The following is a 24823-nucleotide window of genomic DNA, read 5'->3' on the forward strand; positions in this document are numbered from 1 at the left end:
AGTCAGGTAGTAACCCCATGACATCTCCCCTCAGCGGTAAAACCGTCATCGTGATCGGCGGCAGCAGCGGCATCGGTGCTGCCGTGGCCAAGGCCGCCACCGCCCGTGGCGCACACGTGGTGCTGGCCGGGCGGCGTTTGACCTCCGGGGCGGACAATGGCGTACGCAGCGAACCGGTCGACGTAACAGACAGGGCTTCGCTGCAACGGTTGTTCGAAACGGTCGGGCGCTTCGACCATCTGGTGTACACCTCTGGCCCGTCGGTGCAGGCCAAGCCGCTGATCGAGACTGATCTGGATGAGGCCCAGGACAATTTCAACGTGAAACTCTGGGGCGCATTGCGTGCCATCCAGCAGGCACTGCCATTTTTGGCTGAGCACGGCAGCATCAGCCTCACCTCGGGCCAGCTGGGGCGTAAGTTGATGGCGGGGCAGTTCATCAAGACGGGTATCAATGCTGCGACTGAAGCGCTGGGCAAGCAGCTCGCAAAAGAACTGGCACCACGGCGCGTCAACGTGATCAGCCCAGGCGTGATCGATACGCCGGCGTATGCGGGGCTGGCAGAAGAGCAACGGCTGGCGATGTTTGCCAAGGCTGGAACGGCGTTGCCGGTCGGGCGAGTGGGGCAGGCAGAGGAGGTTGCGGCGGGCTATGTGCTGGCGATGGAAAATGGCTTTGTGACAGGCGCCGTGTTGGATATCGACGGTGGCGGCCTGTTGTAAACACAGAATAGAAATGTGGGACCTGCTTGTGTGGGAGCTGGCTTGCCTGCGATGCAGACACCTCGGTGTATCAGGTACACCGAGTTGATGCCATCGCAGGCAAGCCAGCTCCCACAGAAGAGGCCAGCTCCCACAGAGGCCGGGTTATACCTTCAAAGTGCGCGTCATACGCAACGCCAACACACTGCCGGCCACGATCACCGCCGCCAGCAGATACAACGCCATGTCCGTCGACCCGGTGGCATCCTTCACAAAACCGACGATATACGGGCTCAAGAACCCCGCCATTTGGCCCATGGAGTTGATCAGCGCCAACCCGCCTGCCGCCGCACCCGCACTGAGCAGGGCAGTGGGCACCGGCCAAAACATCGGCAAGCCGGTGAGGGCGCCCATGGTGGCGATGGTCAGGCCGAGAATGGCAATGGCCGGGGTGGTGGCGAAGTTCACCGCAATCACCAAGCCAATCGCGCCCATCAACATCGGCACCACCAAGTGCCAGCGACGTTCCTTGCGCAAGTCAGCGGAGCGGCCCACCAGCAGCATGAACACGGCGGCCAGCAGGTACGGGATCGCGCTGAGCCAGCCAATCACCAGGTTATCGCTGAAGCCCAGGTTCTTGATGATCGACGGCAGCCAGAAGTTGATGGCGTAGACGCCGCTTTGGATGCAGAAGTAGATCAGGCCGAACGCCCAGATCGCCGGGTTCTTGAACACTTCGCCGAGTGAATCGGTCGTGGTTTTCGGCTTGTTGGCCAGGTCCGTCGCCTGATCGGCTTCCAGCACGGCACGCTCATGGGGCGTGAGCCACTTGGCGTTGGCAAAGCTGTCGCTGAGCAGGAAGTAGGCGAGGGCGCCGAGGATTACCGTGGGAATGCCTTGCAGCAGGAACATCCACTGCCAGCCTGCCAAGCCGCCTTGGCCGGCGGCGAAGTGGTTGAGGATCCAGCCGGAAAACGGGCTGCCAAGCAGGCCGGACACCGGAATGGCCGACATGAACAACGCCATGATCCGCCCACGGCGAAAGGTCGGGAACCACTGCGAGAGGTACAGCACCACGCCGGGGAAGAAGCCGGCTTCTGCGGCACCGGTCAACAGGCGCAAGCCATAGAAGTGGCTGGGCGTGGTGACGAACAGCAGGCTGTAGGTTGCAACACAACGCCGCCAAGATTATGCTTCGTTTCACATTGAGTCAATCGGATTGTGAAAATGTCCAAAGCCCTCCAAACGCAACCTATTCAGGCTATCAGCTACATTCGTTTCAGCTCTGCCAAGCAGGGCACGGGTAGCTCTGTTGAGCGTCAGGAAGCCATGTTAGGGGCTTGGCTACAGCGTCACCCTGATTACGTGCTGTCTTCCATAAAATACGCTGACTACGGCAAGTCAGGGTTTAAGGGTGAGCATCTAGAAAACGGGTTCGGCAAGCTTCAGGCTGCTATTGACTTCGGAGTCATTCCCAAAGGCTCTGTAGTGCTGGTAGAGGCTATTGACAGGGCGGGGCGACTGGCGCCACTCAAAATGATTGAAGTGCTTTCACGCATTCTGACAGCTGGTGTTCACATTGTGACATTGGATGATGAAGTGATGTACACAGAGGAAAGCGTAAACGGCCCACACTTGTTCCTCCTGGCTGCCAAGATTCAACAAGCCAATACATATAGTGAAAACCTCTCACGTCGCGTATCAGCCAGCTACAAGAGTAGGGAAGTCAAAGCCAAAGCAGGGGAGGCGATTAGACGCTCTGTGCCAATGTGGCTACATCCAGACGGCACACTCAACGAAGCTGTAGCCCCATACATGAAACAAGCCTTTGAAGATGCAGCCGTGGGCATGGGAGAACGTAGAATCCTACGCCGGTTGTGTGAAGCTTCTCCCGTTTTTGAGGGTATCACCAGCACCACGCTTAAACGCTGGATGCGAAACAAAACAGCTATCGGCTATTGGCCTGCAATGGTAGACAAAAATGGGAATGTAGTTCGTGACAGCCACGGGAATGTAGTACGGGATGATATCCCAAATGTCTATCCGCCAGTTGTAGAAGCAGATTTGTTCTACCGTGTTCAATCTGTATTCAATGCTCGCAAGAAATACGCTGCACCTACATCCAATTTCTTGACAGGGCTTGTTCGTTGCTCTGAATGCGGGAGTAACTTCAATAAACAAATCAGCTCACGTAATCCAGGTGTGATGGACACAATGAAGTGTGGGCAATTCAACAGGGAGAACGGCAAGCCTTGTGTGAATAATACGTCTATCCCAATCCTTGTATTGGAGTGGATTGTTAAGACTACGTGCCTACACGCTGTCAGAACAGCTCTCAAGTCTCAGCACTTGTCAGACAATGGCAAGCGTTTGATTGCGATTGACGTAGAGCTACAAGACGTGGAGAAGGGGTTAGGTAATCTGGCTTCAGCTATCGCGTCTGTAGGTGCTGTACCAGAGATTGTAGCCAAACTGGATGTGTTCAGAAGTCAGCGTGAAGCCTTGCAAGCTGAAAAGGCGTTGTTGTCTGGTGATACTGTAGAACTTGATATTACACCAGAGAGCGTAGAAGCAGCTTTAGCTAGCGGTGACATACTTCGGCTTAACGCCATGCTTCAAAGCGTCTCCTACGTCCTTACAGCGGCTGAAAGAAACGTAAGTGTAGGATTGAAGACGTACAGGTATGGCGGGATTGACAGGAAGTCAGGAAATTTCAAGATTCACCACAAGGGTGAGGTGATAATGCTGTATCCGCTCCACGAACCCCACATTCCAAACGAATAGCTGACAGCTGATGCTGTGCTCCCGATTTCCCTCAGGAGCCCGCAACCATGATGCGTCCCGACGCCAAGGTCGAAAAAGTCTATCTCTACCCCAAACCTGTCGACTTCCGAAAATCCATCGACGGCCTCGCCGCCTTGGTCGAATTGGATATCAAAGTGGCGGTGTTCGACCCCGTGCTTTTTGTTTTTCTGAATCGCCCCCGTAATCGGGTGAAAATACTTTATTGGGAGCGCAACGGCTTCTGCCTTTGGCTCAAGCGCCTCGAATCCGAACGATTCAAAACGTCCCCTGACGATACGGATGAAGCCATTGTCCTGACGGTTCAGGAACTGAACTGGCTGCTCGACGGTTTTGATCTCTGGCGCAACCGTCCGCATCAGGTTTTGACGCCGCGATTCGTCGCTTGATTGGGTATAATCCGGGCCATGATTTCCATGCCCGACGACCTCCCCGATGATCCGGTTCTGCTCAAGCAAATGCTTGTGCAGATGCTCAGTGAGCGTCAGGTGGACAAAGACCAGATTGTTGATCTGAAAGAACAGATCCGGCTATGGCGTGAACGTTTTTTCGGGCGTAAATCAGAACAAACCGTCGATCCGCAGACGCCACAGCTCGCGCTCTTTAATGAACCTGAAAGTCTCGCTGTTCCGGTCTGCGACGAGTCTGACGAAGAAGCCGTTGCGCCTACCAAGCGCCGTGGCAAGCGCAAGCCGTTGTCGACTGACTTGCCGCGCATCGAAGTTATCCACGAACTTCCAGAGCACGAACTGACCTGCGCCTGCGGCTGTCGCAAACACGTCATTGGCGAAGAAACCAGCGAACAGCTGGAGATCGTGCCGATGCAGATCCGCGTACTCAAACACATCCGCAAAGTGTACGGTTGCCGCAGTTGTGAAACCGCGCCGGTCACCGCTGACAAACCCGCTCAGATAATCGAAAAGAGCATGGCCAGCCCCAGTGTGCTGGCGATGTTGTTGACCACCAAGTATGTCGATGGTCTGCCGCTGCATCGTTTTGAAAGTGTACTGAGTCGACACGGCGTCGATATTCCACGGCAAACCCTGGCGCGTTGGGTGATCCAGTGCAGTGAACACTTTCAGCCACTGCTGAACCTGATGCGTGATCGATTACTGGAAAGTCCGGTGATCCACTGCGACGAAACCCGCGTCCAGGTACTCAAGGAACCGGATCGAGACCCGACCAGCCAATCCTGGATGTGGGTGCAAGCCAGCGGCCCGCCAGAGCGGCCAGTGATCCTTTTTGACTACACCACCAGCCGAGCGCAGGAGGTGCCGTTGCGCCTGCTCGGCGACTATCGCGGCTACGTGATGACCGATGATTATGCGGGTTACAACGCATTGGCGTTGCAACCCGGAGTTGAGCGTTTGGCGTGTATGGTCCATGCGCGACGCAAGTTCGTCGAAGCGCAGAAGGTACAGCCCAAGGGCAAGACCGGTCGCGCCGATATCGTGCTGGCGATGATGAGCAAGTTGTATGGCATCGAACGCGAGCTCAAGGATGCTTGCGATGAACAGCGGTTTATCGGTCGGCAGGAGAGAAGCTTGCCGGTACTCGCCGAGTTGAAAAGTTGGCTGGAGAAAACACAGTCCCAAGTCACGCCGCAAAGTGTGCTGGGCAAGGCGGTGAATTACCTGGCGAACAACTGGAGCCGGTTGGAGCGCTATGTGGAGGCCGGCCATTTGCCGATCGATAACAACTTGGCGGAGCGTGCGATAAAGCCGTTTGTTATTGGGCGCAAGGCGTGGCTGTTCAGTGACACGCCTAAAGGCGCCACGGCCAGTGCGCAGATCTACAGTTTGGTCGAGACAGCCAAGGTCAACGGCCAAGAGCCCTATACGTGGCTGCGCCACGTACTGGAGCGATTGCCGCACGCCTCGTCAGTAGAAGATTACGAAGCGCTGCTGCCGTGGAACTGCTCGCCACAGATGCCACGGTAAACCGAGGTTACATCTTGTGGTAGGTGGGGTTTGTGGATCGCACTCATAATGCTAGAACGCACATTGAACCAGATTGCATAACGCGTAATACGCTGAAAGTGGCTGTAATGCCCCTAGAAGGTTTTCAGACAGTAAAGGTACACACTGGCCTGCCTAATACGCTTAAAACGTCTCCTACGCCCTCACAGCGCCTCTTGCACACTCTTGTACGTCCTCACACTCTACCTCAAGCGTATCCACGCTCCACCCTGATTTAATTAGTGCAGCAATATCTATTCGAAGCATTCCTTAGTGATTTCTCAAGGGGGTTTACCAAGGAGATTTCTATAGAGAACCCTAAGAGACTACCAAAGGAAAAGCAGAGGGTAGGGTAGAGGTGTACATGAGTGTATGAAGTCTCTAGTAGTATTATAGATATAATATATAGAGTAATAGAGTAGAAAGTAAGGGTATAGGTGTGTGTACTAATTCCCCTTCAAGCCCCTAAAGCCATTACACATTATTTTTAAGAAGTCAAGTCTTTTGTGCAAATAAAGCTTGACAAATCAGACTTACATGCTATAATATACACACAAGGTTAACGAAATAAATAGATTATCTGTTCACCCAAGTGTGACACACGATTGAGTCATCAGTCAAATCCTCCCCTTGAAAGATTTTCCAATTTCCTGCGTCTCTCCAGTCGCAGTGGAAACCGGCAGGGATGCCGCTGAGTTTGGTCTACTCAACTCTCCGTGCAACAGACCGAAGGCGTGCGTACATTGGTTGTGCTTTGTACGTTCCAACGACTCGCCCCCATCGAGGCCACAATGGGGATTAATTCAAAGTTTAAAAGGTATGGCAATGCCTTTTCTAGCAACCGTCCAGCCGGGTTTAAATAGCTGGGTTCCAATTCTCTACTTTCCTTGTCTCCTTACAAATATGGGAAATAGGTTCAAGGGTGTGTTTCACATCCTAGTAGCGCTTAGTCAGGTGTGAGCCGAATGACTACATACAGCCCCGGTGAAATTCAAAAGTCACTGGGGTTTTTTGTAGTCTAAGCAAAGAATCCGAACAAACTAGCAACACCCTCGCCAAACAACTACTAAAGCTAATCCCCCCCTAACCACTCAATAAGGAGGTAGTCCCGTGGCTATTACGAATATTTCCTGTGTAGTGTGTGGTTGTTCCTGTACTGCACGTAGTGCTAAACGTCGCTATTGTTCTGACAAGTGCCGTATGCGTCTAAAGCGTTCTGAACAACGTACACCAGCATTTGTAGCAAATATGATGAACATGCAACACAACAAGAGCAAGTAAATATGACACTCGCAGAAAAACTAAGAGCCAAGAAAGCAGAGCGTGACTTGTGGAAGCCACAGTCAGTTACCAAGAAGAAAGTTAAGCCAGCTTTGAAGCCAGCTGAACAGAAAGCTAATAAAGAAGCTGCTGAAGGTTGGGCCAAATACGTGATGAATTGTATTGAAGCTGAAACCAAAACCCAACGTAAAAAATTTCTTGAGTCAATTCCTACTAACTGCCACATCCAATTCCTACCAGAAGCCACACCAGATTGTGTAGTGGATTGGGATGAATTCCAAATCAGAAGCGTAGCCCACCCAGCTACATTCTTTTACGTGTAACACAGCAACACCTACTGTAATACCTACTACTAAAGCCGCAAGGCAACCCAAACATAAGGAAAACAAATTATGAAGTTCGCAACTTACCAAGACTTGATTGATAACCCTGAAGCTTTTGCAGACGTACCACAAGAAGCGTTCCTGCAACGTAGCCATAAAGGTGCGGACGAAGAACGTCACGCCGCTATGATGGCTCTAGCCCGTGTAGAGCAAGAGTAATGACACAGCCCGCCAAATTCATTGCTAGCGTCTACACCCAAGAAGAAATTGAAGCTTTGCGTATTAAGAACATGGCAGAGTTTCAAGCAATCAAAGAAAGGGTGGCAGCATCACTAGCTGAAGAAGCAGCTGCTGCACCACAAGAAGTGCCCTATAACGCCTCACAGCCAGAATTTAAAATGTCCCGTGAAGCAATGCTAGGCATTGTTAACCAGACGCTACACAACATCAAAGGTAATTAATATGTTCAACGAAGATCAATACACCATTGCAAAACTGAAAGCCCAGGTTGAACAACTTGAATTTGAGCTAGCTGCCCAACACTTTGCAGCCTCTTACGGTGTATCAAGTCTTTTGCTCACACAACGTGGCATGGTGCTAGACCAATACGATATTAAAGACATGTGGACACAGAGTTTCGGAGATATTCCGTTTGATCCTGTAATTGTCCAACAAGTAAAAGACCAACACATAGACGTAGTATCACTTACATCCTGAACAACTGAAGGGGGTGGACAATGCACAATACAAACACATGGCTTGAAAGACTCGATACCACAACAAGGGTTCTTGCTCGCTGCCAAGCCAATCCTGACAACTACGATGCAGAAGACGTTGCTTTTCTTAAACAATATGTAGCTGACGTTACTACCCGGATCAACCAAAAGGATGATGAATACTATGAGTAACCTTCTTACAGGGCAAGCCCACTTTGAAGCAATCCTAAAACACAAACGCGGGATTGAAAGAGCCTTGCAAAACCACAGCGACGGGATTGACGTTCTGACAGAAGAAGAATTGAGAGTGTTGAAATCACTTCACGCAGCTCTTGCCCGAAAGCTTGACACACTAGATTGGTAATCAATCTGTACAGCAACACATACTACTAAAGGAAAGAAACGATGCACCAAACATTCCCATTTGAACTAGACAGTGATTTGTTCGAGACGCTGTTGAATACAGCCACAACGCGAGAGCTTGACCAAATTGCGATTACAACTCGCTCTCCAGCGTTCCGCAAGCTCACTACAGAGTTCGCTAAAGACTTCATTGATATTCGTGTAGCCACAGGTGAAACGCTCACCTCTGAAGACTTCAAAAACGCTGCTGTAGCTGGATTGAAGAAGGCAATTGTTTACCATGTATGACACTGACACCCAGGATACACGCGACGACAGGCTAGACAGAAAAGATCGTTACGCTAAACGCAAGTCTCCAAACAACAAAACCAAACAACGCCCCGCAACACGTAACGAGCGCCGTTACTCGTAAAGCACAAACACAGGGTAGTAGAGAACTTATAGTGGTATTACACCACAAAACACCTCCACAGCCCTGATTCCACAAGGCTTACAAGTTTTGAGCCGTGGTTATTTTACCTCTACTGAAACCAATATCCGCTGGCGGAATACTGCTAGCTATTACCCCAATATAAGGAACCAAACAAATGACTAAACACGACAATCTGACAATCAACTATAAATTCAACCAAGCCGAGCTAGACGCCCGTGTCTTTCATGCTGAAGTTGAATACGAAGCCCACATCCAGGGTAGCCAACGTTACGACTACGAAGCAGGTAAAGAAGTTGTTGTAACTGATGCCGCTAAAGTCCGTGTATTTGAGAACAGCTTGGCTGAAGCTCTATACGCATTCGCCGCCAACCATGCAGCAGGTTACACGCTAATCAACACTGTACATGACTTTCCAATCGCTATCACAGGTCACGGTACACAACCAACAGTGGCTATGACTATGCGTAAACCTCAAGAAGTAATTGACGCTCGCTTGGCTGAAATCGCTAAAGAAATTGAAGCGGCCTACCGTGCAGAACTTGAAGCTAAACACGCTGTATTCATTGAAGCCCTGGCGGAACGTGAAGTAGCCCGTGAAGAACAAAAAGAACGTGAAGCTCTGGAAGCAATTCAAGCAGAAAAAGCTGTAGTTCGTGGTCAACGTGTAGCCGCTCTTAAAGCAGAGCTTGCAAAGTCTCACACAATTGAAGACGCACCAAAGACAACCAAAGCAAAGGCTAAGTAATTAGCCTTTCCCAAAGACATAGGAGATACACACAACATGGCAATCCAACAAAAACAAGTAACTGTAAAAGGTACAGAGTATTTGCTTTCAAGCTTTCCGACAGGTCGCGGAATGATCGTTCTTAAGCAGCTTGGGCAAATTGCAGGGCCGGCAGTAGCAGCTGTAGAGACAGGTGGTGTATCCGCTCTGATTTCCGCTGTAATACAAAACCTGGAAACAATCGACGTAGAAAATTTGAGCAAGCAGATTGTTTCAGGGGCCACAACTAAAAGTGGTATGCCTCTGCAATTTGATGTTGAGTTCTCAGGTGAATATGACCGCCTGTTTATGCTGATGAAAGAAGTGGTTGAATTCAACTACAGCAGCGTACTTAGCATGGTGAGTGGTGTAACAGCTCTAGAAGCTCCAGCCGCTGACTAATACAACGACAATGAACATACAAAGGGCTACGGCCCTTTTTATTGGTCTGTAGAAAGACATCACTACTAAAAAAGGAAACAAGACAATGGAATACAAAGAAATCAAAGAAGTTAAGAGCCGTAACATCCCTTACGCCACACGTCACCCAGACACAACGCTTCTTAACCCACGTAGGTTGCCTATCTGCACAGCTACTTGGACTGTCAGCCCCACAATCAAATCCCTCTTGAACTGGAACTAATTAAAGTGGCTATCGAGACGAAGAAAATCACCATCAGTGGTCAAGCTTACGAGTTTAAGCAGTATTCAGCAGCTAAGGGCTTTCCAGTGATGAACAAGATGCTTCGTCTAATTGGCCCAACACTTGAGGCTCATACACAGAGAGATACGAAGCTTGTAGCCACTACGCTTCTAGATCAACTCTTTGACCCAGAAGTAGAAGAACTATTCAAAGAACTTGTAGCAACAGCCACTGTAGACGGTGAGCCTGTTGATTTTGATACAGAGTTCTCAGGTGCTTACGATCATCTATTTAAGTTTGTTATGTACGCCATTCAGTTTCAGTTTGGCGATGCCCTGTTCAAGCCACGCTATACACGTACAGAAGTATCAACACAAGTTCAGACAAACGAAGATGGTAGCCAACAAGCAGGCAACCCACGCTTGATGAAGGTAGAAAAGAATTTCTCTCAAGATTTCAACCTTTACTTGATTTGTACTTCAACACCGCAGCTTGCCACCCTTCATGAGCTTCAGACCATCTACAACGTAGGTGATGCTTTTGACCTCATTGAATTCATTCAAGCACACATTACTTTCCAAGAAGAAGCTAATAAAGCCGCTCAAACATGAGAATTTAAAATATGACTTTCGTACTTACCCAAACCAAAGCGCACGCAAAACACCTCCTAAGCAGATTTGATGAAGTCTTCACATTGATTGAAGGTTTCTCTGATTACTACGTCAGCAACAAGGGCAACGTCTTCTCTGTAAAACGTCGCACCATCCTAATGCCAGCCAAATCAGCTAATGGACGTATGAAAGTAATCCTACGTAGTGATGAATCAGGCGTTAAACAACTCTGGGTTCACCGCTTGGTTGCTAAAGCTTTCCTTGCCAACCCTAACGACTTCCCAAACGTTGGACACGCTAACAGCAATCCAGCAGATAACAATATGACTAACTTGGTCTGGGGCGTCCGTCCTTCTCCACGTAAACTACAAGGATAACAAGCAATGCTTGAGAAAGAGATTGCTAAACTCTACGGTACGCTACAGTTCAGGGCTGATTATTCGCAACTGATGCGTTTCCGTAAAATGCTACAACAAACACAGCGCCAGATGGACCGACTAAACAAGTCAGCAAATATGAAGTTCAAATCTGCATTTGGACCTACTAAAACTGACGTAGCCAAACAAGAAGCCGTTGTAAAGAAGCTTCACGCTGTAGCCGCTCAAGCTCAGGCAAAGGCAGACACTGCCAAGGCCAAAGGGCAGATGGAAATTGCCAAGATCGGACAACAACACATTGCAGCACAGGCCAGAGGCACAGGCGCTCTGTTGCGACTAGACGCACAACGTCAACGTAACATTCAAGCTTCTAACAAAGCATCCATCATTGCCCAACAAGCCCAGGTCAAGCTTGAACAAGATAGACAACGCCTAGTACAACGTACAGCTCAAGCCCAAGCCGCCCAGGCTCGCCTAGAAGCCTTTCACGCCCGTGCAAGAGCAACTGCTGAACGTGCAGCTAGCAAAGTGTCGAAGGGTGGCCCTCATGGCCGTGGCTTTGCAGGTCGATTCCTTGGCAGCGTAGACACACTAGGTGGTGGTATGCGAGCCGGATTTGCTGGCGGGCTACCAATGGCCGGTATGATGGCTAGCGGCCCTGTATTGGCCCTTACAGCTCTTGCTACGGCAGCAGCGGCAGCAGCTCTTAAAGGGTTTGGCAACGCGGCTGTAGCAGCAGCAGAGCGAGACGCTGCAAAGATGGTTCAGTTCAACGCTATCTTTGATGGTGACAAACAACTGGCGGAAGGGGAGAACAAACGTTTCCTGGCTTACGCCGATAAAGTTGGTGCCAACGCTGCTGACATTGCCCCAGATTACACAAAGGCTCTGATGGGTATCAAAGATGGTGGCAGCACTATTGATGCTTCACGGGCGCTTGTACAGGGCGTAATGGCTCTTAACACTGCCAGTGGTGGTAGCGGTGAAACACTAAAAGGTGCATTCAAAGCTCTGACACAAGCTAGCGGGAAAGGGCAACTGTACTCTGAAGAATGGACACAGCAATTTGCGGAACACATGCCAGGGGCTAAGAAACTTGGCGCTCAAGCATGGCAAGAAGCGACAGGCGGTAAGCTAACAGGTACTGAAGCTGGTGCAGCATTCTCTAAAGACATGCAAGCCGGATTGATTAAAGGCGACGCACTTACTAAATTCTTTAACGCTCTTGGGCCAAAGCTACTAGCTGAAGCCAACCGAGGCGGACGACTTGAAGCGATGGGCAACACCCACTCAGCTATGCAAGCCCGTCAACAGAACGCACTCAATGCTAACTACCTGCAATCCTACAGAGCTAATGACGGTAAACTTCAAAAGTCTCAGTTCTCACTAGATCGTTCAATGCTAGATTTGATCAAGGCTTCATCCGGGTTTATGGATAGGCTTGCATCTAGTGCAGCAGACCTAAACAACTGGCTGGCAGAGGCACTTGACCACGTAACTGTGTTCATGGATTACCTAGACGGAAATAAAGACGCTCTTGATGGGATTGTTGATCCAAAGAAACTAGCAACATTTGAGTTGTTTGTAGATACAGTGAAAACTGGCTTCAACACAATCAAAGAAACTGTGAGCCTTATCGGTAGTTTGCTTGACGGCGGAATGGGTAGTTTGTTTCTCGACACAATCAACATTGCTTTGAAAGTAGTACGTGAGATTTTCACGATGCTTACAGAAGCTATCAGTGGTGTTCGTGGGCTAGCTGAAAAAGTTGGGCTGATCAAGCCCCAAGAGAAAGAAGGTGTAACGCCTCCTACCAAGTTCACTGGCGATGCTGGTTATGTTCCTGATAACAAAGAAGAACGTGAATACTTGTTTAACTACGATGGCATTCCGCTTGGCTCGATTCAGACTACACGCAATGGTGGTGTGCCTCTCACACAAGAGGAAATTGCACAGACCAAAGCAGACTATCTGAAAGCTCTAAGTAGCCAAGCTGTTGACCCTGCACCGTTTCAAGCCAAAGTAACTACAGACACAGCCGCTAAGGCGTCTAAGACTCCACCAGAAGACAAGAAAGAACGTAGTGCCACAGTTGATGTAGATCATCCGTTTGATGCTTCTAAAGCTCCTACAGCGACTCCTACAGCAATGCAGGTACCAGCCACTATTCACCTAAACGTCAAGATTGATAATAACGGACTAGGTGAAGAAGCGACTAAGCGTGTTGTAGTTGATGCTCTACACGATGTTATTAATTCTTCAATTTCTGACTCTGGCAGCGCCAAATAATAGAGGGGTAGCAATACCCCCTAACTCAAGGACAATTCATAATGACAGTAGCAATCAAACGCCGCAATGGCGACTTGATTTGGTTTGACGCTATTCTAGGTTGGGGACAACAGTATAGTGCCACAGTAACCAAGCACCCAATTGAAGGTGGTGGACAAATCACAGACCACACCACAATTGACAATCCAAAACTAACAATCCAAGGTGTTGTTTCAGACGCTGACTTCAACATGACACGACCTATTATCAGTTCACATGATGCTGATAACTACGGGATCACTCAGAAGCAGTTTGTAAACAACTCCCCTGTGACGTCTTCACCAGAAATCACCTACTCTGCTAGTAAATACGCAAAGTTTCTCCCTGAAGAAGCTCAGAAGTTCCTCACACAAAACTCACCTACAGTGTTTGTACCTGACTCGCCTAAAGTTATGCAGTCTGCCTTCATTGAAAACATGCTCACTACCATGTGGGGTGAAACTGAAGAATTTGAGTTGGTAGAGTTCCAGGACGACACAATTAAACGTGTATTCGTACAATGCGTTTTCACAAACGTCTCTTTTGCTGAAGACCCAGATTCAGGTGCAGCCCTCTACGCAAATTTGAGCATTGAGCAAGTGAAGTTCGCCACAAGCGTTAACGTCAAGATTCCTCAACGTGTCAGTGATGCAATGAAGCCTAAGACAGCAGAGCAACGCAACAAGGGCAAGCAAGCTGTTAAAGGGGATCAGGTTGAAACAACAGAAGCTGATAAAGGTAACGCCCCAAGTTCAGCTAGCGATGCTCGTGGCCGTATTAAAACACACGACTACGGCAACACTACAGGTAAACCACAATGACAGTAATCACAAAAGTTCCTCTTTTCTCTGAAGAAATCTACCGCTATTCCGTTGTCCTGGCTGGGCAAGTCCGCTACTTGCGTTTCTATTTCAACGAACGCACAAAGTTTTGGAACATGGATATTGAAAACGAAGGCCACTACAAGGTTATGTCTGGCATCAAACTTATCCCTAACTTCCCAATTCTACAAGACTACGCGCTAGAGAATTGGGAGGGGCACTTCTGGCTTCTGCCAAAGAGCAACATGTCTAAGGATATTCAGTCAGACCGTTTTGCAATGGCTGAACACTTCGATCTATATCACTTCTACGTTCAACCAGAATAAGGGCAATACCCATGCAACAGAAAAACCGTATCTACAGTTTGACTTTGGGCAACACTGAAACCGGCGAAGGTGTAGAGATTAACAATCTACAGGTACGGTTTAACGTTTCAAAGTCTGCTGACAACAAAAAGAAGCCTTCGTCTGCCACAGTTGAAGTCTACAACCTCTCACATAATACGCTGAACTTGCTTTCAGATAAATTCGTGAGTTGTATCTTGAAAGTGGGTTATGAGTCTTCAGGGCTTGTAGCCATCTTGACAGGCAACGTCAAAGAGCTGCAAACCACTCAGCAAGGTACAGATAGAGTGACAGTGCTACAGCTTGGTGAAGCCTTCTCTAAACTGAACCATCAAAAGATCAATACAATTGTACCTCCAGGGGCAACGGTGAATGACGTTATTGACACAGTCCGTAAGTACATGCCAGAGGTCGCCAGAGGCAACTACACAGGCGGTAAGCTCAACTCCCCGCTACCATATGGGTACAGCCTCAACGGCACCCCTAGAGAGCTTCTGACGAAGCTGTGTAAAGAAAAACGTATGGAGTGGCGTGTAGATGGTGACGCCTTGTATGTGTGCGATGAAAACGGACTAGTAAGCACAGAGACACAAAGCGCTCCACATATTTCAGCAGCTACAGGAATGGTGGGTGTTCCTTATAGAGCATCAGAGCCAGCTACCAAACTTCCTAAAGACAAGTCCGCTCGCAAAGGGCTGAAGGTGACAACGCTTCTTAACCCGAACATTGTACCGGGTAAGATTGTTCACGTTGATTCACCAGATGTAAAAGGGTGGTATCGGGTTAATGATGTAACTTTTGTAGGTGATTTCAGAGGCAACGACTGGTATTCAGATTGTTTCTGTACGTTCCTTTCAGAGTCAGAAGCAGAGCTACTGCCTGTAGCCACCTAAGATTGCTCGTATTAGCACATTACACTCTACGCGTCTATATCGACAATGTCGCGATAGAGACATAATCATACATGAATGAGACATTTGTGCAAATAAGTCTTGACAAATCACACTTTGCATGCGATACTTCTTATGTAGGTCAAGTAAAGCATTCGCTGCCAAATGAATGCCCGTCTTCTAGTCCTATTAGTTGCTTAGCCTCTACGCAACGCACCTCAAAGAATCCCGTGTTGTATCCTCCTGCACACGGGTTTTCTTTTACCCTCGTAAAGAAGTGTTACACCCTCCCACATAAATAAAGGTACACCATGAACACTAAACGCAGACCTTGCGTAGTGTGTGGTGTGCTGCTAGGTATTAAGGCCCGTCCTCATAAGAAAACGTGTTCCATTAAGTGCCGTGTAGCTCACCACCGCCGCAACAAAAAGGAATCAGAAGATGCAATCACCTGATTTCGGACTACTAATTAATACTCTCATTGATCGTAAAGCAGCAGAAACAGCGGGGCCAATCCCGTGTGTTGTAGTCGCTGTAGACCTTCCCAAAAGCCGCTGTGATGTACGTCCACTAATTAGTACGCTCTACCAAGATGATACATACGATGAACGTCCTATCGTAATGGGTGTACCTATCGTTTGGCCTACAGCGGGCCGCTCTGCTATGACTTTCCCAATTCGTGTTGGTGACACTGTGATGTGTATTCCAGCAGAAGTTAACATGGATCAATTCAAAGCAGGCAACGGGCAACCATTCCCGCCAGATGATCACCGCCGTAGCAGTGAACAAGACTACATTGCAGTGCCAGGGCTAGCACCTTTTGCTAAGTCAGTGAACAACCCAGTTATTAGAAATTGGGAACACAACGTAAATGACTTCGTAATCAGCCATAATCTAAGCACAGGCGATGAAGTAGAAATCAGGCTCACAGAGAGCGGCGAAGTCTATATCAACTCAAAACATAAAGTTCACCTAAAAGCTGAACACATTGAGCTTGAGTCTGAAACGATGGCTATCAACGTAGGCCAAACCACATGGAAAGGAAACATCAGCCACACAGGCAACTATACAATGACTGGTGTAGCTACTTTCAATGGTATTAACTTCGCCACACACAAACACTTGGGCGTCACACCGGGCAACGGTGTCTCAGGTATCGCAACAGCATAAAGCGGGGCGGCAACGCCCCATCTACTAAAGGAACTTCAACCAATGAAACTCAAAGAATTCTTCGCCGCATGTGTTCTAAGCGCTGCTATTACACTTCCTGCATTGGGCTTTATCTCTTATCAAGCCTCCAGCATTAACAACAACATCGTAGCCCAGACAGAAGAAATCAAATCAATCAAGCAACAAACACAACAACTTGTAGCTCAGATGGATATTGACCGTGCAGCAGCCAACAAGAGATTTGAAGAACTTGCAGCTATTAATAACCAACGCACAGCAGAGTTTGAACAGCGACACGCTAAACAAACCTTGCTAGTCCGCTACCCATAAGGAGGTAACACGCTATGAAGACATGCACTTGCCGTAATTGCGGTAAACAGTACACCAAGACAAGGCCACAGCCATTTTGCTCTAGCCTTTGCAGAAACACATTTAACGCTACAAATAAAACCAATTCCCCAGCAATCCAGACCGGAGCTAATACAGATGAAAGCAACAACCCTAACCAAGACTAAAACCAAAGCAAACGATCCAGCCGCTAAACCTTCGATTCGCCGCTACTGCAAACACTGTAAAATTCGTTTCACTACCAAGCTGAAAACTAAACTGTACTGTTCAGACAAATGCAAAGCAGCTTCTACCTACCAACGTAGAGCTAACAGCGTTGAAAAACGTATTTTCCGTGCCCAAGGTTCAGCATTCTTTTACTGGGTAGCTCAACAAGCCATTCGTGCTAGCACTCTGCAAATTCTTGAAGGTCACACAGTAGAATCTATGGTTTCCCTATACAACCTGTTCAAAGATTCTATTCGTATGAACGGTACAGGCAGCACAGAGCGTCTGTATGTTCTTTCGCACATTTACGCCGCTTGCCCTGACAACTCGTCTAACGGTGTAGGTCAGCTTTTCGCTGATAACCTAATCATTGTTCCAGCCCTGGACAACCAACGCCACGGCAACGCCTTTAAAGAAGGCACAGGCCGTTCTATTGCACGTCGCTCTTTGAAGCTGAAGCATCACGTTCACAACGATGAAACACCTAAAGAAGTTATTAAACGTCTTGTTGATTTTCTGGGTGAAGACTTCGTAGAGAAAGTGGTAGTCAAAGCAAAGATTCAGCCAACAGCACGTATCAAACTCTTTGCATGGTTTGAAGCTAACGGAATCAAAACCCCATCTGAAAAGCTTTCTACTCAACAACTCCAAGCTCTGAAAGATGAACACATGGGAAAAGAAGGCGGTAAGGGCTTCACATTCAAACTAAAAGCCTACACACCAACTGAAGTATACGCTGCTGAACTGGAACGTCTTAACGCTTCTGAAGAAGCTCAGCTTTACCTGAAGGGTGTTATCTGGCTAAACCTTAGCAACATTCCTCATGATGTAATCGCCAAAGCCCACATGGTTTGCTTCAAGTTTCTTCACCAAGAAATCCCTGACGCTACACCACACCTTGTTCACTTCCTGAAGCCATACATTGATATCACTACTTTGGTAGATGATACAGACTACTCAGATTTGAACGTAGCTTGCCCATTCTAAGCAAGCACAGGGTAATAGAGAATTTATAGTGGTTTTTACCATCAAATATGCTCTCTAAGTCACGGCCTATAAGGCTTTCAACAATTATCAATTGGTTAAAAGAAAGCCACCCTCTATTGAACAACAACCGGCGACAGCTGGGAACACATAACGCTATAGGAACAATTGCCATGCAACACAACATTCTAAACGGTGATAAATTCTCACCATTCGACAACACACCGGCTTCAACCACCAACATCAGCTTGAACGTGACACACGATGATTACAGAGAAATCAAACCTTCTCGCTCAGTAGCTCCAACCAAAGCAGAAATCATTGCAGTAGCTGTTAACGCAGCCAATTCACCTATTATTAGAAAGGGATGGGCTATCACACACAAACTAGCTCGCGCCGTACAAGTTCCTGTAGAGCTTGCTAGCATGCTTCAAGCTCAAGACCTTATGTCTGTACCGCTTGCTATCGTAGAGTGGCAAGAGCGCTCACAGAAAGCCCCAGGTAAGTACAAAGCAATGCCAGAAGCCACAGTGTTGTTGCTGATGGGTTGGCTACGTAAGTACGGAGTTACGACACTTCCTGTACGGCCTAAAGGGCGGTTTACTCACATTAAGTGACGCTCACGCTAGTGACCCTCGCATCAAGTGAAAAGCACAGACACTCAGTAGTAAGTTTTTCAAACTCCGTAAACTTCAATCATCAATAACGCTAACGGAATTTGAAAAGCTTATTACGCTAAAAACTTCGGACAAATCAAAACTAATCCGCTTAACATGGGAGAAATATTTCAATGAAAATTCAACACGCACTATCTGCCGCATGGGCTAGCACATCCAAAGGTTTCAGAATTGGTTTGGGTGTAGTTGCCTTTGCCCTCGCTCTTAATGCTGTGAACGTACTTACACCAGCTCCAGAGGCAGCAGCACAGGCAACTCATGCAGCACAGCCAGTGGTTGTAGATCCTTGGGCGTCCAAGGTAGAAAATGGTTACTTCATCACAGGTTACGGGGCTTACCCTCTGGAACATAACCAACGCACAATGTTTATGTTTTTCAAGTTCTGTGACCGCTACACAGAAGACAAGGCAGAGGCTGGGGATCGAATGGCCGCCCGCTGTGACACAATCATTCATGAGTACCGTACAAAGGTTATGGTGGCTACCAAGGAATATGCTGCAAAGCATGGCATGCCGAAGGGCTGTAAGATTGCCCCACCTGACGTTGTAGATGATCACCGCCTACTGTATGAGGTGCTAGAACCTTTTAAAGCATCTGCTTCATTCAACAAAATTTCAGCAAATGAATTCATCCCACGTATTCTGGCTAGCACTTCAGGTTGTGAAGTAATTCCCGACTTGGAAATTCCAGGCTAGGCAAATGCGAAAGCACATAGCTCCACCGAGAGGGAAGGCACCCAAAATGCTTTCCCTTTTTAACGTCTGAAATTCAGCAACACACTACTAAATCCCAAGGAAACGACACAATGAAACATATGAATCAAGAAGAAATCAAAGCCTTTGCCCAAGCCATTACTGGTGTAGTGACAGCGAAGTCTAAGGGCAAGACAGAGAAGCTGAAATCACTCACTGTTAAAGCTCGCCCACTTACAGAAGCAGAGCAAGCAGAACAGAAACATCAAGCTCACCTTGCAAAGCGACGTGAGCAAGTACGTAAACGTAAAGAGCGTAAAGCCCTTGAAGCAGCTCTACAGTCTGCCTAATCCCAATCCCACACATACACACAACAATGAGGCGTAAAGCGCTCACAGAGGCTCCCAATGACTAACAAGCTATACAACACAATCAAAGAGTACGCTAAGGCAGCAGCCCTAGTTGCAGCTTGCTCACTCCCTTCAATCCTGGCCGTTAACTATGTAGACAGTCGGCTCACAGCACAGAATGAGTTCCAAGAGAATCGAATGCACACAGTGAGTGAGGCATTGAAAGCTGTTCAAACTGTTGAAACACGTTCAATTGAAGCCGCTACAAGTCGAGCAAACATTGTTGAGCTACGTATTAGCTCTGACGTAGCTCAAAAACTAGGCGAAGTAAACCGCCGTTTGTTTGTTCTAGAGAATGATACTCAAAACAAACGCTAAGCAGCGCTTCCCGCCTAGATACTGAATTCCCGCAATGGGAATCTAAAGGGTACACCCGTACTCTTGATACGACGGAAACTAAAGCCCCTTAACGCAGCACACCCATGCCTTGGCCTACAGCTGGGACTCTTTATTATCTACAGTTTTCTTTCTCTCTGCTCCATGACATTCTTTCCAAGCCGAGGACATCTCGAAGACTAAGCTAGTGGACGATCTAGGATCGTCTTTAATTAGGAGGTTGCCGTGAGTCAAGAGAGTGACATTGATAGCCTCAAGCGCTTCACACACAGAGCAGGAAGAATAATTTCAAGCGAATTCTGGATCTGGATGACACGCAAGCGTGGACAGTCTGATATGGCTCGCATCATCGCCGGTGAGTGGCTCGCTCATGACGGATTGAATATAGACGAGCTTGAGGCTTTCTGTCTTAACCTTCGTTTATTGATACAAGGTAGAGATGGGTTCTGTATTCGTGATATTGGTCTTATCTCAGACGGGTGGGGGTCTAAACATGACGACTTGAAAAAAACCATCAAAGACGCCCGCGCTGAGCTACACAAAAATCTTGCTGCCCCTAGCATGGCAAACATCAAGGAGGCAGGGGAGGTCACCACAAATGCCGAATTATTCGATTTGGTTTTTTACGGCGGATTAGTTCATGAAGACAAGGTAATGCGGCATGAGTTTGACCGGCTGGTAAAATCTGGTGTGTTCTCGTTCTTCTTGTTCCAATCATTCAGAGGTGTTCTATTTCATTATCGTAACTGTATCGTTCGTGTTGGAAAGGCTTCCCTAGAGTGGCTCGAGCGTGAAGGGCATGCGAACGATGGCTGAACCCATATGTCTGTGGCACAATGCCTACATAACCGCATCGCATGGAGCAAAATTAATGAGCGACACAGATTTTCTAACAGCACAACAATTTTGTGTTGAGACGCCGCTATATAAAGCGTTTCCTGTGACGGAAGATAACTTTGATAGTTATAGGAGGTTTGTGTCCTATGGTGGTGCGATAGAGAGCTACTGTGCGGAATGTGGTAAGGGTACCATTTTTAATATTGAAGTAAGTGATTACGGGTTGCGTGTTGGTAATTTTGATAATTGGATGGTGAATAATAAATACTTTTTTATACGGGCTCGCTGCTCAAGAAACAAAGAGCATTTGGCTTGTTATTACTTTAGGCTTGATGAGATTGAAGGTATAACTAAGGTTGGCCAATATCCATCTATGGCGGATGCGGATGGGGTCAAGCTGAAGAAATATCGTGCAGTTTTAGGTAAAGAACTTCATTCTGGTTTTTCTAAAGCTGTGGGGTTAGTGTCGCATGGGGTGGGTGCAGGTGCTTTAGTTTATTTGCGGAGAATTTTTGAGTCTCTAATAGAGGATTCCCATGTCGAGGCCAAAAAGGATGCTGCTTGGTTCGCGTTGCATGAAACTGAATATGCAAATGGTCGTGTCGCTGATAGGGTTAGATGTCTAAAAAATTATCTCCCATCCTATCTGGTAGATCATCATACTATGTATGGAGTTTTGTCTTCTGGTGTCCACAACATGTCAGAGCAAGAGTGTTTGGAGTTGTTTCCTACTTTGAAAATTGGAATTGAATTGATTTTAGATCAGAAAATCCAAAAGAAAGAAGAAGCTGAAAAAGTAGCAATGCTTAAAAAAATGCTCGATGAAAAGTCTTCAAGTGCAAGCCGTTAGCCGCAAATTGACTTCGATTAACAGAGGTGGCACCAGGATATAAACGCTTGATCCTATGTGATCTCTGCAAGAACTCGTATTCAGAGAGGCCCAATCACACGTTACCATCTCTACATATTAATATTTTTTATGGTCTATACCAATCTAGCCCGACACGCCAACGCCCCGGCCTTACAGCTGGGGCTTTCTTTTGCCTGTAGGAAAGGATACTCGTGTTGTGGCATAATGCCTGTATCGCCACATAGCACGGAGCATTCCCAATGTCAGAAACTGATTTTCCTCCACCGCAAGAATTCATCCTGTCATCAGGGCTTTATCAGAATTATCCGTTGACTGACGCAACTTTTCCTAAAATTTCAAAGTTTGTATACTACACGGGAACACTGGATACATTTTGTGTGGAGTGCGGGAGTGAAAGCGTTTTCAAGATTGTACCTACAGGGTTGGCAAACACCAACGATAGGTATTTAAGGGCGGAGCTTGATGATACACATATTCACTTGGTAAAAGCTGAATGCTCCCGTCAAAGTAGTCATGTGGCCTGCTATATCTTCCGAATGGGGCAGGACGCTGGGGTTACCAAGATAGGTCAATTCCCCTCAAAATCTGATGCAGACAAAGAAGCCCTAAAGAAATACCGTAAAGTATTGAGTGATGAACACCAAACTAGCTTAGCTACTGCTGTAGGTTTGTTCTCTCACGGTGTTGGTGCTGGCTCGATTGTCTATCTCAGAAAGATTTTTGAAGCTCTCATTGAGGAAGCACACGCAGAAGCTTGTGAGGACCCGTCTTGGGTAGCTGCACATGAGGCGGGTTATAAGAAGCTCAACAAGATGCGGGATAAGGTAGAGGCACTAGAAGCTTTCTTGCCATCTGACCTCGTTAGTCACCCACGGCTCTACAGTTTCCTTTCTGTTGGGCTTCACACATTGACAGAGCAAAAATGCAAAGCTCTATTTCCTATGCTGAAGTTAGCTATTGAATTCATCCTCGATCAAAAGCTTGATAAATACTCTCAAAAAATCAAACGTGTCAAGCTTGATAAGCTGCTAAGTGGTACGCAGCTGTAAGCATCCCAAGCTGAAAGGGTGACCATGTTTTTATTAGTGCAGCAATATACTATCACGAAGGTGGTTACTCGTTGAGGAAGCCCAGAAGGGCTAGTCTAAAGCTGTAATCTGAAAGGTATTTAGCAAGAAGCCCTATACGGCCGCTAGCGGCTGTTGAAGTCTCTGTGTATTCGCTAGTATGGGTGTGTCAGCGGACGCACTCAGTAAAGCCACAGAGAAGCTTACAGAGGGGTTCTAATGAATATCTACAGAGAGTGACAACAGAGAAAATTAACAGAGGTGATACAGGGAGGACAATTCCTGTTCTGATGAGAAGTATATAGAGAGAGTACAGAGGAAACCCCTGATTCCATTGGGGATGGAAGTAGTGAGTTGTGATGGTTGTTAAGCCTACCCATTCGTCAATGTCGAGTTATAAGTTCAAAATTGTTGAAAATGGTTTCTTTCTAGTTTTTTATGATTGATTTTCTCATATGTCTAGTGATTTCTATCAATTAATACTCTACATAAAATAGTTCTAGTCTATGACTGGAGTCGCAGCTAGTTTTAAGCATTCCCTACTGAGTCCCTGGACAGAGAACTATCAAGAAGGGGCGCATGGGGTAGTAGAGGATTTATAGTGGTATTTCATAAAGCAATAAAGCCTGTAGCTCTTGTATTACGTGGCCTACAGAGGTTTCACTAGTGGTTAAAATTGGTTATTGGCAGGCCATTCTTTATGTGTTTCTCACTGGGGTTCTCTACTGATCCAATAGCCGCTAGCGGCCAACCCTCTCATTGAGCGGTAGCACAAGTAATCACTCCAGCTTGTGGCTAAAAGGTTTATTACTCTTTACTGTCTTAACAGCTACACATTCACGCGAACTTGAGAAATTCATTCCTGCCACCGAGAGCGATAGCGATGCCACAGAACACAGATGCCCAGATAGCGATAGCAGACGTATTAACGCTGCTTCTACATAACCAGCATGCTTTGGCTGCTGCAATCGAAGATATAGCTGTGTGGGTTCAGGCAAGTGGGTCTAGTGAAATCCGCGAAAACGTAGTTGGCGCTCTGGAGACTCTCGACATGAATGCATCTGCTATCTCTGCTGGGATTCTCAAAATTCGTGAGCTGTAGAGGTTGGTGTGTCCATTTGAGTACACCCTAGAGACCACTCGTCTGTGACTACGGATGCTGTATTCAATAGGCTTGATTTTGGTTGTGAATACAGTCAGAATCTAATTGTCTAGAGCCTAATGAATACGGAGTGCCTCAAATGTCCCAAGTCGGTTATGTACGTGTGTCGTCTGTTGATCAGAACACAGCTCGCCAGCTTGATGGTATTGCTTGTGATGAGTTGTTCACTGACAAAGTGAGTGGTGCTACCACTGAGCGTCCTGCATTGCAGGAAATGCTTCGATTCGTTCGGAAGGGTGATACGGTCCATGTCCACAGTATTGATAGGCTGGCCCGCTCACTGGAAGACCTGCTATCACTGGTAAAGGGTTTGATTGCCAAGGGGGTTGGTGTCCAGTTCCACAAGGAGCAGCTTCACTTCACAGGCGAAGCTAACCCCATGCAGGAACTGATGCTCTCTCTACTAGGTAGTGTTGCTCAGTTTGAGCGGAGCATGATCAAGGAGCGTCAACGTGAGGGCATTGCCAAGGCTAAGGAAGCAGGTGTTTACAAGGGGCGAGTGAAGTCCGTTGATGATGCTGCAATACGCTCTAGCATTGCGTTAGGCGTTTCTTACCGGGATACAGCTAAAGCCCTAGGGGTGTCACTCAGTACAGTTCAACGAGCTATGAAGATCGCCTAAGCGTTGCCCTGGAGCGCTTCAAAGCGCTCATAGATATTTTTATTTTACGTAGCTTCAGCATTAGCCTCTCCGTGGCCTGTTAAGAACCTCGACTAGAAATCCAGAAT

At 47.5% G+C, this 24823-nt stretch carries 30 protein-coding genes and 1 pseudogene; 30 read left to right on the forward strand and 1 reads right to left on the reverse strand.

The genetic code is table 11. From position 1 onward, the window contains the following. Positions 1–17: 17 nt before the first annotated feature. Positions 18–722 (forward strand): SDR family oxidoreductase, encoded by a 705-nt coding sequence (locus P5706_RS15510; protein WP_285679886.1) that lies wholly within the window; start codon positions 18–20, stop codon positions 720–722. Between the two features lie 144 nt (positions 723–866). Here P5706_RS15510 and P5706_RS15515 read toward each other — a convergent pair. After that, positions 867–1862: pseudogene (locus tag P5706_RS15515) on the reverse strand (MFS transporter); the annotation flags it as partial. 66 nt (positions 1863–1928) lie between these two features. Here P5706_RS15515 and P5706_RS15520 point away from each other — a divergent pair. The 29 genes from P5706_RS15520 to P5706_RS15665 all read left to right on the forward strand — a co-directional run bounded on the left by P5706_RS15520 (position 1929) and on the right by P5706_RS15665 (position 24716). Continuing rightward, a complete protein-coding gene (locus tag P5706_RS15520) occupies positions 1929–3485 on the forward strand; it encodes a recombinase family protein (protein WP_285679888.1) in 1557 nt (518 codons plus the stop codon). Between the two features lie 47 nt (positions 3486–3532). Then, complete coding sequence (gene tnpB, locus P5706_RS15525; protein WP_060766773.1) at positions 3533–3892, forward strand: IS66 family insertion sequence element accessory protein TnpB; 360 nt, start codon at positions 3533–3535, stop codon at positions 3890–3892. A gap of 18 nt (positions 3893–3910) precedes the next feature. Further along, a complete protein-coding gene (gene tnpC / locus P5706_RS15530) occupies positions 3911–5443 on the forward strand; it encodes an IS66 family transposase (protein ID WP_060766772.1) in 1533 nt (510 codons plus the stop codon). Positions 5444–6744: 1301 nt separating this feature from the next. After that, complete coding sequence (locus tag P5706_RS15535) at positions 6745–7065, forward strand: hypothetical protein (RefSeq protein ID WP_285679890.1); 321 nt, start codon at positions 6745–6747, stop codon at positions 7063–7065. 69 nt (positions 7066–7134) lie between these two features. Next, the gene (locus P5706_RS15540; RefSeq protein WP_285679893.1) at positions 7135–7284 is read left to right on the forward strand and encodes a hypothetical protein; all 150 of its coding nucleotides are present in this window, start codon (positions 7135–7137) and stop codon (positions 7282–7284) included. Beyond that, positions 7284–7526 (forward strand): hypothetical protein, encoded by a 243-nt coding sequence (locus P5706_RS15545; RefSeq protein ID WP_285679894.1) that lies wholly within the window; start codon positions 7284–7286, stop codon positions 7524–7526. Before P5706_RS15540 ends, P5706_RS15545 begins: the two co-directional genes overlap by 1 nt. Before the next feature lies 1 nt (position 7527). Beyond that, entirely contained in the window at positions 7528–7782 is a 255-nt protein-coding gene (locus P5706_RS15550) for a hypothetical protein (RefSeq protein ID WP_285679895.1), read from the forward strand. Between the two features lie 20 nt (positions 7783–7802). Beyond that, complete coding sequence (locus P5706_RS15555) at positions 7803–7973, forward strand: hypothetical protein (RefSeq protein WP_285679898.1); 171 nt, start codon at positions 7803–7805, stop codon at positions 7971–7973. Further along, entirely contained in the window at positions 7966–8145 is a 180-nt protein-coding gene (locus tag P5706_RS15560) for a hypothetical protein (protein WP_285679900.1), read from the forward strand. The genes P5706_RS15555 and P5706_RS15560 overlap by 8 nt, the downstream gene beginning before the upstream one ends. Positions 8146–8186: 41 nt before the next feature. Next, complete coding sequence (locus P5706_RS15565; protein ID WP_285679902.1) at positions 8187–8432, forward strand: hypothetical protein; 246 nt, start codon at positions 8187–8189, stop codon at positions 8430–8432. A gap of 299 nt (positions 8433–8731) precedes the next feature. Then, positions 8732–9322, forward strand: a complete 591-nt coding sequence (locus P5706_RS15570; RefSeq protein WP_285679904.1) for a hypothetical protein — start codon at positions 8732–8734, stop codon at positions 9320–9322. Positions 9323–9358: 36 nt separating this feature from the next. Continuing rightward, complete coding sequence (locus tag P5706_RS15575) at positions 9359–9742, forward strand: phage tail assembly chaperone (RefSeq protein ID WP_285679906.1); 384 nt, start codon at positions 9359–9361, stop codon at positions 9740–9742. Positions 9743–9988: 246 nt separating this feature from the next. After that, on the forward strand, positions 9989–10594 hold the full coding sequence (locus tag P5706_RS15580) for a phage tail assembly chaperone (protein WP_285679908.1): 606 nt from the start codon (positions 9989–9991) through the stop codon (positions 10592–10594). Positions 10595–10605: 11 nt separating this feature from the next. Further along, a complete protein-coding gene (locus tag P5706_RS15585) occupies positions 10606–10971 on the forward strand; it encodes an NUMOD4 domain-containing protein (RefSeq protein ID WP_285679910.1) in 366 nt (121 codons plus the stop codon). 6 nt (positions 10972–10977) lie between these two features. Continuing rightward, on the forward strand, positions 10978–13260 hold the full coding sequence (locus P5706_RS15590) for a tape measure protein (protein WP_285679912.1): 2283 nt from the start codon (positions 10978–10980) through the stop codon (positions 13258–13260). Between the two features lie 41 nt (positions 13261–13301). Then, positions 13302–14099: a phage baseplate protein gene (locus P5706_RS15595; protein WP_285679914.1), complete on the forward strand. Its 798-nt coding sequence runs from the start codon at positions 13302–13304 to the stop codon at positions 14097–14099. Next, positions 14096–14425, forward strand: coding sequence for a phage baseplate plug family protein (locus P5706_RS15600; RefSeq protein WP_285679916.1), 330 nt, complete (start codon positions 14096–14098; stop codon positions 14423–14425). The genes P5706_RS15595 and P5706_RS15600 overlap by 4 nt, the downstream gene beginning before the upstream one ends. A gap of 11 nt (positions 14426–14436) precedes the next feature. Beyond that, the gene (locus tag P5706_RS15605; protein ID WP_285679918.1) at positions 14437–15336 is read left to right on the forward strand and encodes a phage protein; all 900 of its coding nucleotides are present in this window, start codon (positions 14437–14439) and stop codon (positions 15334–15336) included. Between the two features lie 438 nt (positions 15337–15774). After that, positions 15775–16503 carry a Gp138 family membrane-puncturing spike protein gene (locus P5706_RS15610; protein WP_285679920.1) on the forward strand — a complete coding sequence of 243 codons (729 nt, stop codon included), beginning with the start codon at positions 15775–15777 and terminating at the stop codon, positions 16501–16503. 42 nt (positions 16504–16545) lie between these two features. Further along, complete coding sequence (locus tag P5706_RS15615) at positions 16546–16833, forward strand: hypothetical protein (RefSeq protein WP_285679922.1); 288 nt, start codon at positions 16546–16548, stop codon at positions 16831–16833. Between the two features lie 156 nt (positions 16834–16989). Next, entirely contained in the window at positions 16990–18045 is a 1056-nt protein-coding gene (locus P5706_RS15620; RefSeq protein ID WP_285679924.1) for a hypothetical protein, read from the forward strand. 170 nt (positions 18046–18215) lie between these two features. After that, positions 18216–18659: a hypothetical protein gene (locus P5706_RS15625; RefSeq protein ID WP_285679926.1), complete on the forward strand. Its 444-nt coding sequence runs from the start codon at positions 18216–18218 to the stop codon at positions 18657–18659. Between the two features lie 173 nt (positions 18660–18832). Then, on the forward strand, positions 18833–19414 hold the full coding sequence (locus P5706_RS15630) for a hypothetical protein (RefSeq protein ID WP_285679928.1): 582 nt from the start codon (positions 18833–18835) through the stop codon (positions 19412–19414). A 110-nt stretch (positions 19415–19524) separates the two neighbouring features. After that, positions 19525–19761: a hypothetical protein gene (locus P5706_RS15635; protein WP_285679930.1), complete on the forward strand. Its 237-nt coding sequence runs from the start codon at positions 19525–19527 to the stop codon at positions 19759–19761. Between the two features lie 57 nt (positions 19762–19818). Continuing rightward, positions 19819–20139: a hypothetical protein gene (locus P5706_RS15640; RefSeq protein ID WP_285679932.1), complete on the forward strand. Its 321-nt coding sequence runs from the start codon at positions 19819–19821 to the stop codon at positions 20137–20139. Positions 20140–20382: 243 nt separating this feature from the next. Beyond that, positions 20383–20973: a hypothetical protein gene (locus P5706_RS15645; RefSeq protein ID WP_285679934.1), complete on the forward strand. Its 591-nt coding sequence runs from the start codon at positions 20383–20385 to the stop codon at positions 20971–20973. A 55-nt stretch (positions 20974–21028) separates the two neighbouring features. Continuing rightward, entirely contained in the window at positions 21029–21844 is an 816-nt protein-coding gene (locus tag P5706_RS15650) for a hypothetical protein (RefSeq protein ID WP_285679936.1), read from the forward strand. A gap of 260 nt (positions 21845–22104) precedes the next feature. Beyond that, positions 22105–22914 carry a hypothetical protein gene (locus P5706_RS15655; protein WP_285679940.1) on the forward strand — a complete coding sequence of 270 codons (810 nt, stop codon included), beginning with the start codon at positions 22105–22107 and terminating at the stop codon, positions 22912–22914. 1259 nt (positions 22915–24173) lie between these two features. Beyond that, positions 24174–24716 (forward strand): recombinase family protein, encoded by a 543-nt coding sequence (locus P5706_RS15665; RefSeq protein WP_285679944.1) that lies wholly within the window; start codon positions 24174–24176, stop codon positions 24714–24716. Positions 24717–24823: the final 107 nt, after the last annotated feature.

It is taken from the genome of Pseudomonas sp. ChxA, assembly GCF_030263855.1.
GTDB lineage: Bacteria > Pseudomonadota > Gammaproteobacteria > Pseudomonadales > Pseudomonadaceae > Aquipseudomonas > Aquipseudomonas fluorescens_CB.

Bases quoted from the DNA above. Each gene is read 5' to 3' on its own strand.
- P5706_RS15510 (WP_285679886.1), top strand. From the start codon at position 18: ATGACATCTCCCCTCAGCGGTAAAACCGTCATCGTGATCGGCGGCAGC.
- P5706_RS15520 (WP_285679888.1), top strand. From the start codon at position 1,929: ATGTCCAAAGCCCTCCAAACGCAACCTATTCAGGCTATCAGCTACATT.
- tnpB (WP_060766773.1), top strand. From the start codon at position 3,533: ATGATGCGTCCCGACGCCAAGGTCGAAAAAGTCTATCTCTACCCCAAA.
- tnpC (WP_060766772.1), top strand. From the start codon at position 3,911: ATGATTTCCATGCCCGACGACCTCCCCGATGATCCGGTTCTGCTCAAG.
- P5706_RS15535 (WP_285679890.1), top strand. From the start codon at position 6,745: ATGACACTCGCAGAAAAACTAAGAGCCAAGAAAGCAGAGCGTGACTTG.
- P5706_RS15540 (WP_285679893.1), top strand. From the start codon at position 7,135: ATGAAGTTCGCAACTTACCAAGACTTGATTGATAACCCTGAAGCTTTT.
- P5706_RS15545 (WP_285679894.1), top strand. From the start codon at position 7,284: ATGACACAGCCCGCCAAATTCATTGCTAGCGTCTACACCCAAGAAGAA.
- P5706_RS15550 (WP_285679895.1), top strand. From the start codon at position 7,528: ATGTTCAACGAAGATCAATACACCATTGCAAAACTGAAAGCCCAGGTT.
- P5706_RS15555 (WP_285679898.1), top strand. From the start codon at position 7,803: ATGCACAATACAAACACATGGCTTGAAAGACTCGATACCACAACAAGG.
- P5706_RS15560 (WP_285679900.1), top strand. From the start codon at position 7,966: ATGAGTAACCTTCTTACAGGGCAAGCCCACTTTGAAGCAATCCTAAAA.
- P5706_RS15565 (WP_285679902.1), top strand. From the start codon at position 8,187: ATGCACCAAACATTCCCATTTGAACTAGACAGTGATTTGTTCGAGACG.
- P5706_RS15570 (WP_285679904.1), top strand. From the start codon at position 8,732: ATGACTAAACACGACAATCTGACAATCAACTATAAATTCAACCAAGCC.
- P5706_RS15575 (WP_285679906.1), top strand. From the start codon at position 9,359: ATGGCAATCCAACAAAAACAAGTAACTGTAAAAGGTACAGAGTATTTG.
- P5706_RS15585 (WP_285679910.1), top strand. From the start codon at position 10,606: ATGACTTTCGTACTTACCCAAACCAAAGCGCACGCAAAACACCTCCTA.
- P5706_RS15590 (WP_285679912.1), top strand. From the start codon at position 10,978: ATGCTTGAGAAAGAGATTGCTAAACTCTACGGTACGCTACAGTTCAGG.
- P5706_RS15595 (WP_285679914.1), top strand. From the start codon at position 13,302: ATGACAGTAGCAATCAAACGCCGCAATGGCGACTTGATTTGGTTTGAC.
- P5706_RS15600 (WP_285679916.1), top strand. From the start codon at position 14,096: ATGACAGTAATCACAAAAGTTCCTCTTTTCTCTGAAGAAATCTACCGC.
- P5706_RS15605 (WP_285679918.1), top strand. From the start codon at position 14,437: ATGCAACAGAAAAACCGTATCTACAGTTTGACTTTGGGCAACACTGAA.
- P5706_RS15610 (WP_285679920.1), top strand. From the start codon at position 15,775: ATGCAATCACCTGATTTCGGACTACTAATTAATACTCTCATTGATCGT.
- P5706_RS15615 (WP_285679922.1), top strand. From the start codon at position 16,546: ATGAAACTCAAAGAATTCTTCGCCGCATGTGTTCTAAGCGCTGCTATT.
- P5706_RS15620 (WP_285679924.1), top strand. From the start codon at position 16,990: ATGAAAGCAACAACCCTAACCAAGACTAAAACCAAAGCAAACGATCCA.
- P5706_RS15625 (WP_285679926.1), top strand. From the start codon at position 18,216: ATGCAACACAACATTCTAAACGGTGATAAATTCTCACCATTCGACAAC.
- P5706_RS15630 (WP_285679928.1), top strand. From the start codon at position 18,833: ATGAAAATTCAACACGCACTATCTGCCGCATGGGCTAGCACATCCAAA.
- P5706_RS15635 (WP_285679930.1), top strand. From the start codon at position 19,525: ATGAAACATATGAATCAAGAAGAAATCAAAGCCTTTGCCCAAGCCATT.
- P5706_RS15640 (WP_285679932.1), top strand. From the start codon at position 19,819: ATGACTAACAAGCTATACAACACAATCAAAGAGTACGCTAAGGCAGCA.
- P5706_RS15650 (WP_285679936.1), top strand. From the start codon at position 21,029: ATGAGCGACACAGATTTTCTAACAGCACAACAATTTTGTGTTGAGACG.
- P5706_RS15655 (WP_285679940.1), top strand. From the start codon at position 22,105: ATGTCAGAAACTGATTTTCCTCCACCGCAAGAATTCATCCTGTCATCA.
- P5706_RS15665 (WP_285679944.1), top strand. From the start codon at position 24,174: ATGTCCCAAGTCGGTTATGTACGTGTGTCGTCTGTTGATCAGAACACA.